Source organism: Acetomicrobium hydrogeniformans ATCC BAA-1850, assembly GCF_000160455.2.
Classification (GTDB): Bacteria; Synergistota; Synergistia; order Synergistales; family Acetomicrobiaceae; genus Acetomicrobium; species Acetomicrobium thermoterrenum.
Genome location: NZ_ACJX03000001.1, coordinates 82007 through 93692, shown reverse-complemented (window position 1 = coordinate 93692; position 11686 = coordinate 82007). Strand labels below are relative to the sequence as shown.

At 50.8% G+C, this 11686-nt stretch carries 11 protein-coding genes; 4 read left to right on the top strand and 7 right to left on the bottom strand.

Annotated features, from left to right (window positions below; genetic code table 11):
- The first annotated feature begins 88 nt into the window (after window positions 1-88).
- A complete protein-coding gene (locus tag HMPREF1705_RS00545; protein WP_009200669.1) occupies window positions 89-1480 on the top strand; it encodes a YfcC family protein in 1392 nt (463 codons plus the stop codon).
- Window positions 1481-1530: 50 nt separating this feature from the next.
- Here the strand turns inward: HMPREF1705_RS00545 and HMPREF1705_RS00540 are convergent, their stop codons facing one another.
- From HMPREF1705_RS00540 to HMPREF1705_RS00515, 6 genes are all read right to left on the bottom strand, one after another.
- Window positions 1531-3531: a urocanate hydratase gene (locus HMPREF1705_RS00540; protein WP_040348411.1), complete on the bottom strand. Its 2001-nt coding sequence runs from the start codon at window positions 3529-3531 to the stop codon at window positions 1531-1533.
- A gap of 98 nt (window positions 3532-3629) precedes the next feature.
- Complete coding sequence (locus tag HMPREF1705_RS00535; RefSeq protein ID WP_009200671.1) at window positions 3630-4367, bottom strand: IclR family transcriptional regulator; 738 nt, start codon at window positions 4365-4367, stop codon at window positions 3630-3632.
- Window positions 4368-4516: 149 nt separating this feature from the next.
- The gene (locus HMPREF1705_RS00530; protein ID WP_009200672.1) at window positions 4517-5215 is read right to left on the bottom strand and encodes an amino acid ABC transporter permease; all 699 of its coding nucleotides are present in this window, start codon (window positions 5213-5215) and stop codon (window positions 4517-4519) included.
- Window positions 5216-5218: 3 nt separating this feature from the next.
- A complete protein-coding gene (locus HMPREF1705_RS00525; RefSeq protein WP_009200673.1) occupies window positions 5219-5977 on the bottom strand; it encodes an amino acid ABC transporter ATP-binding protein in 759 nt (252 codons plus the stop codon).
- Window positions 5978-5987: 10 nt separating this feature from the next.
- A complete protein-coding gene (locus HMPREF1705_RS00520; RefSeq protein WP_009200674.1) occupies window positions 5988-6653 on the bottom strand; it encodes an amino acid ABC transporter permease in 666 nt (221 codons plus the stop codon).
- A gap of 30 nt (window positions 6654-6683) precedes the next feature.
- A complete protein-coding gene (locus HMPREF1705_RS00515) occupies window positions 6684-7418 on the bottom strand; it encodes a basic amino acid ABC transporter substrate-binding protein (RefSeq protein WP_040347861.1) in 735 nt (244 codons plus the stop codon).
- 509 nt (window positions 7419-7927) lie between these two features.
- Between HMPREF1705_RS00515 and HMPREF1705_RS00510 the strand changes: the two genes are divergently transcribed.
- From HMPREF1705_RS00510 to HMPREF1705_RS00500, 3 genes are read left to right on the top strand one after another with little or no spacing between them, the layout of a single operon-like run.
- Window positions 7928-9304: an alanine/glycine:cation symporter family protein gene (locus tag HMPREF1705_RS00510; RefSeq protein ID WP_009200676.1), complete on the top strand. Its 1377-nt coding sequence runs from the start codon at window positions 7928-7930 to the stop codon at window positions 9302-9304.
- Window positions 9305-9324: 20 nt separating this feature from the next.
- On the top strand, window positions 9325-11082 hold the full coding sequence (locus tag HMPREF1705_RS00505) for a phosphodiester glycosidase family protein (protein WP_009200677.1): 1758 nt from the start codon (window positions 9325-9327) through the stop codon (window positions 11080-11082).
- A 22-nt stretch (window positions 11083-11104) separates the two neighbouring features.
- Window positions 11105-11464: a 4a-hydroxytetrahydrobiopterin dehydratase gene (locus HMPREF1705_RS00500; RefSeq protein ID WP_009200678.1), complete on the top strand. Its 360-nt coding sequence runs from the start codon at window positions 11105-11107 to the stop codon at window positions 11462-11464.
- Window positions 11465-11490: 26 nt separating this feature from the next.
- On the opposite strand, the gene HMPREF1705_RS00495 is transcribed toward HMPREF1705_RS00500, so the two are convergent.
- Window positions 11491-11670 carry a Na+/H+ antiporter NhaC family protein gene (locus HMPREF1705_RS00495; protein ID WP_009200679.1) on the bottom strand — a complete coding sequence of 60 codons (180 nt, stop codon included), beginning with the start codon at window positions 11668-11670 and terminating at the stop codon, window positions 11491-11493.
- Window positions 11671-11686 lie beyond the last annotated feature (16 nt).

The window sequence follows — 11686 nt, the reverse complement described above, 5'->3', positions numbered from 1 at the left end:
TGTAAAGGGGGTGTGTAGCTGCCCAGAGAATTAGTAAATATCACAAACAGCGTATTTACGGACTTTTTGAAAAGAAAGGTGGCTAAAAATGCGAAAGTTGGCCATACCGCATACTTATGTGCTTTTGTTTATGATCGTTATCGTGGTGGCGGTAGGTACTTACGTAGTTCCTGCCGGGGTGTTTGAGAGGTATAGGGACGAGGCGACGGGAAGAACGCTCGTCGATCCCGACAGCTTTCACCACGTCGAACCGACTCCCGTTGGCTTTTTCGATGTCTTTGCATCCGTTCCAAAGGGAATGATCGCTGCCGGTGAGGTGATATTTTTCATCTTCATCGTCGGAGGGGCCTTTACGATAATTCAGGCGACGGGCGCTATTGACGCAGGGATATCGAAAGTCGTGTTGCAATTAAAGGGAAGGGAAAAGCTTCTCATCCCCGCGACCATGTTCGTCTTTTCCCTGGGAGGACTTTCCTTTGGCATGGCAGAGGAGACGATAGTCTTCATTCCCATGGGCGTTGCTTTGGCCAGGGCCGTCGGCTTCGATCCCATAGTCGGGACGGCTATTATATCTACCGGTGCTGCCGTTGGCTTTGCCGGCGGCATCCTGAATCCTTTCACCGTCGGGGTAGCGCAAAGCATCGCCGAACTTCCGCTTTTTTCTGGGATAGGGATCAGGGTTGCAGGCTACGCCCTGCTTTTCCTCGGGGCCTGTTACTATGTGATGCGATATGCCTCAAAGGTCAAAGAGGACCCTAAAAGCAGCATCGTCTACGACCTCTTTAAGGACGAAGAGGTTCCAGGCCATTATACTAGCGAATCGACCAAGCTTACTTCTTCCCATAAGTTGGTTTTGTTGGTTGTGGTGCTGTTTTTTGCCTATATGATATACGGCGTCATGGCGAAGGGGTATTACATAATGGAACTTGCCACCATATTTCTTGCCATGGGCGTCATCTCCGGGTTTGTGGGAGGTCTTACTCCCAACGCAATCGGGAGGGCCTTCGCCGACGGGACCAAAAGCATTGCCTTTGGTGCCCTCGTAGTGGGCATAGCCAGGGCCATATTGGTCGTGATGACGGAAGGCCAGATAATCGATACCGTTATATATGCTCTGGCCAACTGGGTTTCCCATTTACCGGGAGCTTTGTCCGCAGCGGGGATGTTTTGGGTTCAGTCGGTAATTAATTTCTTCATCCCCTCGGGAAGCGGGCAGGCCATGGCAACGATGCCCATAATGGCCCCAATAGCCGACCTCATAGGCGTAACAAGGCAGACTGCGGTGCTTGCATATCAGTACGGCGACGGATTTACCAATCAGATCATCCCCACGTCGGGCGTGCTCATGGCCACATTAGGCATGGCCAAAATTCCCTACGACAGGTGGTTTAAGTTCATCTGGCCTCTCATGATATTCTGGCACTTAATAGGCACGGCCATGGTAATTATTGCCCATTTAGTCGGGTACGGGCCCTTTTAGATCCGTAAAAAATAAGGCGGCTTTAAAAGCCGCCTTATGTTGTTTAATTTTTAATTCTTTTTCAACGCTTCGGCGACCGTGTTGGCGACCAGTGTGTCGTTGGGAATGTAGGGAAGGGTGATGTGGTAGTTTTCCTTGGATTTTTCGTTGACCGATCTGGCCACTTCCATGGCACCGTCGTTTCTGGCCCAGGATCGCCTCGCTACTCCCACCAATACGTCCCAGGATAGGGCCCTGTCTATGACCTTATCTACCCCTTCGCTACCGTCTAATACCAAGCCGAAGCCCCCATTTATGGCCTTGCCGATTCCGACTCCGCCACCGTTATGAAGAGCGATAAGAGACATACCTCGGGCGGCGTTTCCTGCATAGCACTGCACGGCCATGTCGGCAGTGATGTTGCTTCCGTCTTTGATGTTTGCCGTCTCCCTGAAGGGGGAGTCCGTGCCGCCCGTATCGTGGTGGTCTCTGCCAAGCATGACGGGACCTATTTCGCCCTTTCTCACCATTTCGTTGAACTTTCGGGCGATGGCAAGGCGAAGGTCTGCGTCGGCATAAAGAATTCTTGCCTGGGTTCCTACGACGAGGTTGTTTTTGTCGGCGTCCCTTATCCAGATGTAGTTATCCCTGTCCTGTGGCCTGCGGTCCGGGTCGATGCACTCCATGGCTGCCTTGTCCGTCTTGAGGAGATCTTCTCTTTTGCCCGAAAGACATACCCATCTGAAAGGTCCGTAACCGTAATCGAAAAGGAGCGGCCCCATGATGTCCTCCACGTAGGAGGGGAATATGAAGCCTTCCCTTTCGTCGGTGCCGTTTTTGCAAATTTCTTTCACGCCTGCGTCGTAGACGGCCTTCATGAAGGAATTGCCGTAGTCGAAAAAGTAGGCCCCGCGGTCGACGAGGGTCTTTATGAGCTCGAAGTGCTTGCGCAGGCTCTTATTCACAAGTAGTTTAAATTTTTCCCTGTCTTCGGACAGCAGCTTTGTCCGCTCTTCAAAGGTCAGCCCCTTGGGGCAGTAGCCTCCGTCGTAGGCCGCATGACATGACGTTTGGTCGGATATGAGCTCCGCTTTTATGCCGAGTTTCACTGCGTATTCGAGCAAATCGACGATGTTTCCGTAGTAAGCTATGGATATAGGCTCCTTCTTCTTGAGGTGCTCGTTGGCGACGCGGAATACCTCGTCTAAGTCGGAGGAGACGTAGGATACCCAGCCTTGTTTTCTTCGCGTCTCGATCCTGGAGGGGTCGACTTCGGCGATGATGCCGACGGCTCCCGCGATCTCGCAGGCCTTCGGCTGAGCGCCGCTCATGCCGCCCAGTCCTGAAGATATGAAAAGATGTCCCCGCATGTCCTCGCCCGGTTTGAGGCCGAGGTGCAGCCTTCCGGCGTTTAAAATGGTGTTGTACGTGCCGTGAACTATTCCCTGAGGCCCTATGTACATCCAGCCGCCTGCCGTCATCTGGCCGTAATTCGTCACGCCAAGCTGCATCCCTCTGTGCCAGTTTTGCTGGTCATCGTACATGCCCACGAGCAGGCCGTTGGTGATGATTACCCTCGGTGCCTCGGGATGGGATTTGAAAAGTCCCAAGGGGTGTCCCGACATGACGACCAGGGTGTGTTCTCTGTCGAGGATTTCGAGATATTTTTTGATGAGCCTGTACTGCATCCAGTTTTGGCATACCTGTCCCGTCTCGCCGTAGGTGACGAGCTCGTAAGGGTAGAGAGCCACTTCGAAATCGAGGTTGTTGTCGATCATCACCTGAAAGGCCTTTCCTTCGATGCATTTTCCCTTGTACTCGTCGATGGGCCGTCCCCAGATGCGGCCCTTCGGCCTGAAGCGGTAGCCGTAGATGCGGCCTCGGGTTACGAGCTCTTCCATGAACTCGGGCGCAAGCTTTTCGTGAAGCTCCTCCGGGACGTAGCGAAGGGCGTTTTTAAGCGCCAGTTCCGCCTCCTTTTGGGTTAGAGTAAATCCTCTGTTGGGAGCGCGCCTTACGTTTGGTTCAAAGGGAGGGTATTCGGGAAGTTCGGGGTCGAGTTTGATGGTCATCGCCTTACCGTTCAGTTCGTTTATCTCTTTCACGTCAAACTACCTCCTTCTTCGTACTTTTTATTTAAGACTTTCTTTTATAAACTTATAAATTCTTCTTAAAGTTTTGATCCTATGCGGCGGGAGGCTTCTTTCAACATCTGCACGATGGCCTCTTCTCGGCCGTCGAAGCTGGCGGCCAACCCCGCCAGCCCCAGCTGGGCGACGAAGGTCCCCCTCGAATCGAAGAGAGGTACGCTTATATCGCCGGCGTGGGTTATCCATTCTTCTCTGCTGTAGGCAAATCCGTCGCTTTTGATCTTTTCAAGCTCACTTATAAGGCGATGAGCATCGACATCGGAAGGAAGGCATGAAGATATGATTCGTTCTTGCAGATCCTTGGGGCTGAAGGCGAGAAGCACCTTTCCCGTGGCGCTTACGTGCAAGGGTATGGTCATTCCACGATGGGCTACGTATTTTACGGGGCTTGAGGGTTCAACATGGTGTATACATAGCCCAACCGAACCCTCCAGGACGCTTAAGATGGCGGTCTTCTCCGTTTCACGGACGAGGCGCTCCATTTCGGGAGAGGATGTGTTGATCAGAGCCTGGTGGAAGAGCCTTTCGTTGTGAAGGAGAAAAAACCTCACGCCCGGGCGGTATCGTTCCGTCTCGGAATCGGCGTAAACCCACTCTTCCCTTTCCAGGGATTTCAACAGACGATGGAGGGTGCTTTTCGGGATCCCCGTCAGGCTTTCTATCTCCCTTAAGCTGTAGGTGCCATCGGAGGAACACAAAAGCTCCATCACAGCAGTTACTTTTCCGACGGTATCGGCCTTGAAAGATCTCTCTGCCATCTTCTCCTCCCAAAAAACGGGACATACTGTCCCACATATATATAAGATATAAAATATTCTTTCATATGTCAATTGAAAAAGAAGAAAACCCCTAAAAGCCTTTAAAAGCTCTAAGGGCTTACAGCGTATAAATTTTGGCGAAAAAAAGGTTAGCGCCTTGCCTTGTCGTAACCGAAGCCGGGGATTTGGACCTTTTGTTCTATTTTGCCGACGATCCAGGTGGCTGCAAGCACTATCACAAGATAAATGATTGCTACGATGAGGTAGACCCTGAAGAACTGGTAGTTTCTGCTTGCTATGAACTTCCCCTGGGTCAGAAGGTCGGGTGCGCCTATTATGTAGGCGATGGAGGTGCACTTTAAAAGATATATGAATTCGTTCATCCAGGCCGGGATGGACCAGCGAATGGCCTGGGGAAGGACTACGTAAAATATGGTCTGCCATTTGCCCATGCCGAGGGAGTAGGCTGCCTTGAATTGGTCTTCGCCAACGGCCTCGATGGATCCGCGAGTGTACTCGGCCTGGTAGGCTGCCGAGTTGAGGATGAAGCCCAAAAAGGCCACGGATACGGCAGATAACCTGATGCCGTAAGGCGGGAGAGCGAAGTAAAGTATGAAAAGCTGTGCTAAAAGAGGAGTGCCCCTGATCAGCTCAACGTAAGCTGTGCATAACCAGGAGAGAAGTCTATTGCCGAAGCTTCGACCCAGGGCAAGCAAAACCCCAAGTATTGTGCCGAAAAACATGGCGACGATAGCAAGCTCAAAGGTGAAGGCAAGGCCCTTCATTAACGTGCCGAAGTTGGAGATGAAGATGTCAACGATCAGGAATTGCCTTAAAAATTCAAGCACGGTCTATTCGCCGCCTTCCCCATAAAGATCCTTTAGCTTAAAGAGAAATTCCCTCGTTCGCTGATGCTCGGGCTCCCTGAACATCTTTTCCGGAGGGGCCTGCTCGACTATTTTGCCCTTTTCTATGAAAATAATCTCGTCGGAGACGGAGCGGGCAAAGCCCATCTCATGGGTTACGACGAGCATCGTCATCTTCGATTCGGCAAGCTCTTTCATGACGGCCAGCACCTCTCCAATCAGTTCCGGGTCAAGTGCTGACGTCGGTTCGTCGAAAAGCATCAGTTTCGGCTCCATGGCGAGCGCCCTGGCTATGGCGACGCGCTGTTTTTGCCCTCCCGAAAGCTGGGCGGGATAAAGGTCTTCTATTCCCGTTAGTCCGACCCTGTTCAGCTCGTAACGGGCCTTTTCCATGGCTTCTTTTTTGGGCATCTTTTTCACTTTGGTTAGGCCGATCATGACGTTTTCCAAAGCCGTCAGGTGGTGAAAGAGCCCGAAATCCTGAAATACGTAGCCGATCTTCTGGCGCACGGCGTTTATGTTCTTGCACCTTATGATTTCCTTGTCCTCGAGCCATATCTCGCCCTCATCGGGGACGACGAGGCGGTTTACGGACTTAAGCAAGGTGCTCTTTCCGGTGCCGCTGGGACCTATGATTACCTTTGTCTCGCCTTTGTTCAGCGTAAAGGAAACCCCGTCGAGGACGATCTTGTCCCCGAACCTCTTTTTTACGTTTACGACTCTAAGAAGCGGTTTACCTGCCATTTTGACCTCTTTACACTCCTATCCCGGGGATCTTAAGTTTGTTTTCGAGCTTTTTTAAGAGCCTCGCCACGCCGAAGGTCAAGACGAAGTAGATGCCTGCGATGGCGAGGAAGATGGGCAGCGGTTCGTATTCCACCGTGATTATGTATTGTCCTTGTCTAAGGAGCTCTACTACGCCTATGGCGTAAGCTAAAGAAGTGTCTTTTAATATGATAGCGTACTCGTTTGCGAAGGGCGGGATGAAGGCCCTCATCGCCTGGGGGAAGATGACGTAAATGAAGGCTTTGTATTCGCTCATGCCGAGGGAGTAGGCGGCAGTCAGCTGGTCCGAGCCTACGGACATGAAACTTCCTCTGAAGATTTGGCCCATGTAGGCGGCGGCACGAAGCCCCAGGGCGACCACGGCTGCGTAAAAGGGGCTCAACCTCAAACCGATGCCCGGCATGCCGTAAAAGACTAAAAGCAGCAGAACGAGCTCCGGTATGCTCCTGAAGATCCTGTCGTAGACGGCCACCACAATGCGAAGGGTCTTGCTTCCATAGGTCTGACAAAAGGCCAAAATTAAGCCCAAAACAAGCCCCATGGCCACAATCAATATGGTTAGTTTTATCGTTACAAAAGTCCCTTCCAACAGAGTTGGGAGGGACTTTTGTATTAAAACAAGAGCATCAAGCAAGGAAATCCCTCATTTATTCGCTAATAAAGGCTAAAAGTACTTCTTTAAAAGCTCGTCCATCTTGCCGCTCGTCTTTACTTCCTCAAGCCCCTTGTTCAGCTTTTCGAGGAGCTCCTTGTTGCCTTTGGCCACGGCAAGGCCGTATTGTTCGCCCGTGATTATTTCCGCCACCATGACGACGGGCTTTTCGGCCGCGTACCTTTTGGCGACGGGAGTATCGAGGACCACGCCGTCGACGTTTCCGTTGATCAGGTCCTGAATGGCGAGCACGAAGGTGTCAAAGCGCGTAACCTTGCCCGTTAAAATCCCCGTCTTTTCCAAATTTTCCTCGACCCAGAGGTCGCCTGTGGTGCCCGTCTGGACGGCGATATTGTGATTGCCGAAAAGGACCGTTAAGGTATTGCCGCTGCCTTCTTTGACCAGCAGAGCCTGGTTTGCCGAGTAGTAAGGCTCGGTGAAATCTACTACTTTGGCCCTCTCCTCGGTGATGGTCATTCCTGCCGCCACGATGTCGATAGTGCCTGCGTTAAGCCCCGGGATGAGGGAGTCGAAGCTGATGTCTTGAAACTCGACCTCGAAGCCCTGGCTTTCTGCAATGGCCTTCATGAGATCGACGTCAAAGCCAACGATTTTGCCCTCTTGGATGTACTCAAAAGGAGGAAACCCGGCGCTCGTGCCTACAACGTAAGTCTTGGCAGAGACAGGAGCTACCGATACGAACAAAGCCAAAGCGATAACCGACAGATAAAATAAACATTTTTTCATTACATGCACCTCCCGACGATACTTACAGATAATTCCCATGAAAGAACGATTCAAACTATTTAAAGCCCTTCGATGATTTAAATATATATGCAGCCGGAAGTCTTGTCAATAAACTTAAGTTCATGACTATGGGGAAGGCAGACGATATTTATGAAATATTTTTAATGTAATTTTTTCTTGAATAATTCTCATTTGTCAATTATAGTAACTGTTGTAATGATCAAGTTTACTTTTCAAAGTATCTTGTCCTAAAATTCCCTCAAAGGGAGGGACGACAATGCCGTAGCAAAGTGAGATTATTCAAAAAAAGAAGTAATACAATGCATAATATATTAAATTGAAATCATTATTCGGTTTATTATCATATCGCCGGTCCTCCCTTTAGCTTTATTCAAAGCCAAAACCACGAGTAAAAGCGTCCTTGTCTCAGATTTTTATAGCAAAATCATTTAGCCCTGCAGGAGCATGTCGGCCTTTGGTCAAACCCATATAAAGGAGGTAGCAGAGTAATGGAAGGTTTTATTCAGGCGGTCGAGGCTTTCTCGGCCTGGCTCTGGGGAATTCCCATGATGGCAGTTTTAGTTGTGACAGGTGTCTTTCTCTCCTTCAGGCTTCGTTTCTTTCAAGTGAAGTACATTGGCTACATCATTAAGCAGACGCTGGGAAAGATATTTTCCAAGGAAGAATTAGGGGAGGGGACAATCTCTCCCTTCCAGGCGCTGACTTCAGCCCTCGCTTCCACTCTGGGCGCAGGAAACATAGCGGGTGTTTCTGTTGCGATCTATTACGGAGGGCCTGGGGCGGTATTTTGGATGTGGGTGGTGGCTATGATGGGCATGGCCACCAAGTTTACCGAGACGGTGCTAAGCCTCAAATACAGGGAAAGAAACGAAGAAGGAGAATACGTTGGCGGGCCCATGTACTACATGACGAAGGGCCTTGGTTGGAGATGGCTTGGTATATGGTTTGCCCTGGCTTTCATTGTGGAACTTTTTTGCAGTATCATGGTGCAGTCCAATTCTATTGCTGGCAACATGGCAGAGTCCTTTGGCGTTTCCGAATACCTTGTTGGGTTGGGCGCCATGCTGTTCGTCGGAGTCGTGGTCATAGGCGGGATCAAAAGAATAGGAAAAGTTACGGAAAAGATGGTGCCCATTATGGCCCTTCTTTATACCCTGGGCGTGGTGATAATCATAGTAATGGAGATAGACAAGCTGCCTTCCGTCATATGGCTCATCTTGCGAAGCGCCTTCGTGCCCATGGCACCCATTGGCGGATTTATGGGGGCGAGCCTGGCTGCCGTTTTGAGGTGGGGTTTTGCGAGGGGCGTTTACTCTAACGAGGCGGGCATGGGGACCGCTCCCATCGCTCACGCTACGGCGAGCACCGACCATCCTACTAGACAGGGATTGTGGTCCGTTACAGAAGTAATACTGGATACGCTCGCCTGCACTGCTACAGCCTTTGCCGTTCTCATCTCCGGCATATGGACGAGCGAGATAGCGGCCGTCAACCCCTCGAGCCTGGCAGCTCTTTCCTTTGGCAGGTATTTCGGCAACTTAGGAAGCGGCCTCGTCGCCTTAAGCCTCTTTCTTTTCGTCATAACCACCGTTTTGGTGTTAGTTTTTTACGCAGAAAAACAGGTGGAGTTTCTCTTCGGCCTGAAGGCAGCAAAACTTTCGAGGTACGTCTACATTGCTGCCATATACATAGGTGCCGTGGGCGGGGCCAAGGTGCTCTGGCATTTCCTCGACATCAGTCTGGCCATGATAGTGATACCGAACGTGTTAGTTTTACTCCTGCTTTCTAAAGAGGTTGTAGAATTAAAGAATGAGTTCTTTTATACTGACGGAAGGTACTATTTGAAGGACAAAACGAAAGGTTAAAACCTAAGGGGGGCGAGGCCGTGGGAGCTTTCAAGAGGCTTCGGGTTGCGTCTTTAATTTTTTTAGTGTGCATTATAGCGTTTGCGCACGTTGGCGGAGCCAGCGCAATTTCGAGGGGCGAAGTGGTCTATGAAATAATGACGGCTTTAGACCTGCCGGTGGTGCAGGACGGCGCTGGTTTTGCCGACGTCTCGAAGCTCACTCTTCACGGAGAGTCCATTCAGGCAGCCAAAGCGTTGGGAATATTGCCGCCCTTTGAACATTTCTATCCAACTTTGGACGCGACGAACGCCGAGGCCTTGATGTTCGCCCTTCGCGCTCTCGGTCTTTTCAACGAGGCCGAAATATTGGACAAAATATGCGAGTTTGGCGAAAAAGAGGATGTTCCGCCCCATCTTACGGTCTATCTGACCATGGCCGAAGCGATGTCTCCAAAGGCACCTGAACTGCTTTTGAGCGAACCTGCGGCCAACGTTAGCCGAGAAGGCTTGAATTCCCTCGTAAGCTGGCTGAAAAATTGCAAGAGGGGATTTATCTTCGAAAAGACCCTTGAAGAAGGACCCATCGCGGTGACGATGCATAGGGAAGGTGTCGGGCGACCTCCGAAGCTGTGGCTCGTGTTGATAGACGAAATTCCCTTGAACGCCGAAGCTCGTGCCCGAGATCTGACGGACTATTTGAAAAATCTGGGATTTCCCGCATTCATCGTGAAGCAGGAGTGGGCCTATTTGGTCACCGTCGGGCCCTTCATGGACTACGTCAAAGCCCATGACGTGAAGGCACGCCTCCCCAAAAGTATGACGGCCTCCATAGTTCCCTACAACGGCTCCGAGGAAAGCCCAGCTCTTTATTGGGTTTGCCTTTCCTACGACGCCACTTCCGAGACGGGGAAGATAGCTTTGTCCAGCGCTCTATTCGGGACATTTAAACCTTTAAGCGAAATGGCCAAGGCGACGGGGGCGAAGGCTGCGGTAAACGGAGGATATTTCAGCGAAACGAGACCCATTGGGCTCGTGCTGACTGACGGAGCTATCTCTTACATGCCCTACAGAGGCAGGACCGCCATAGGCTGGGACGACAGCGGAAAGGTCTATATCGGACAAGTCGAAGCAGCAGCAAAGGTAGTGGTGGGATCGAAGGCGGAATTCGCTCTAGATGGCGTGAACGTGTCGCCGAGCTATCACGGCATAAGCGTATATAGGCCGGAATTCGGCATGGAGGTTTCCAAACTACCCTCCGATGCCCTGGAAGTAATGGTGAGGGAAGGGAAGGTCACTTGGAAGCAAAGCGCTGCTACGGCAAAAGGCCACTATATCCCGCCCGACGGTTTTTTGCTCGTCGCCAGGGGTAACAGCAGGCAGTACTTCGCAAACGTGGTATTGGGAACGGAAGTTGAAATAAAATCATCTCTTGTCCCCGAGGAGTTTAACGGCGCAAAGTGGGCTTTCCAGGCAGGGCCGCCTCTTTTGCGCAATGGAAGAGAGGTCTATGCAAACGAAGGTTTTAAGCCGAGTTTCACCGATAAAAGACACCCTAGGACGCTTTGGGGATACGACGGAAGGCGGATTTACTGGGTTGTGGTCGATGGCCGCGACCCGTGGCACTCCAGGGGCATGACCCTGTCGGAGCTAAAGTCCCTTGCCAAACAATTCGGCATGAAAGAAGCCGTCAATTTAGACGGGGGAGGCTCATCCGGGCTTTGGTGGAAGGGTGCTTTGATCAACCACTCGCCCGGCGGCAGGGAAAGGCCTCTTCCATATATAGTTTATCTTGAATAATTCTTTGCGGGAGGTGTAGGGTATGGAAAAATTGACGAATCAAAGATGCGTACCCTGCGAGGGAGGCATTCCTCCCATGACAAAGGAGGAGGCCGAAGAATATTTGAGCCAGGTGCCTTCATGGAGAATCGTGGATGATGAGGGCATTCTTAAACTTAATAAGACCTTTAAATTTAACAACTTCAGGGAATCCTGGCAGTTTTTCGATAGAATAGCTGAGCTGGCCGAGTCCGAAGGACATCATCCTGACATATCGGTCCACTATAACCGCGTGATCGTAACTTTATTCACCTATGCCATAAAGGGACTGTTCTTAAATGATTTTATAATGGCTGCCAAGATAGAGGAAATCCTAAAGGAACTCCAAAAAGGCCACCGGTAAGATGGTGGCCTTTTTCTTTTCGTAAACTATTCGGTTATTATGTCGTCGTCAGTATCCTTGCGCCAGAATATGAACTTGCCCATGGCCGTCAGAATTATGGCCACTATTGGGTTGATGTAGTTAAAGAAGGCGAAGGGCGCGAACTCAAGGGTAGGTATGCCAAAAAGGCTCGCATGATAGGCGCCGCAGGTGTTCCAGGGTATCAAATATGCATTCGAAAAT

Bases quoted from the DNA above. Each gene is read 5' to 3' on its own strand.
- HMPREF1705_RS00545 (WP_009200669.1), top strand. From the start codon at position 89: ATGCGAAAGTTGGCCATACCGCATACTTATGTGCTTTTGTTTATGATC.
- HMPREF1705_RS00540 (WP_040348411.1), bottom strand. From the start codon at position 3,531: ATGACCATCAAACTCGACCCCGAACTTCCCGAATACCCTCCCTTTGAA.
- HMPREF1705_RS00535 (WP_009200671.1), bottom strand. From the start codon at position 4,367: ATGGCAGAGAGATCTTTCAAGGCCGATACCGTCGGAAAAGTAACTGCT.
- HMPREF1705_RS00525 (WP_009200673.1), bottom strand. From the start codon at position 5,977: ATGGCAGGTAAACCGCTTCTTAGAGTCGTAAACGTAAAAAAGAGGTTC.
- HMPREF1705_RS00515 (WP_040347861.1), bottom strand. From the start codon at position 7,418: ATGAAAAAATGTTTATTTTATCTGTCGGTTATCGCTTTGGCTTTGTTC.
- HMPREF1705_RS00510 (WP_009200676.1), top strand. From the start codon at position 7,928: ATGGAAGGTTTTATTCAGGCGGTCGAGGCTTTCTCGGCCTGGCTCTGG.
- HMPREF1705_RS00500 (WP_009200678.1), top strand. From the start codon at position 11,105: ATGGAAAAATTGACGAATCAAAGATGCGTACCCTGCGAGGGAGGCATT.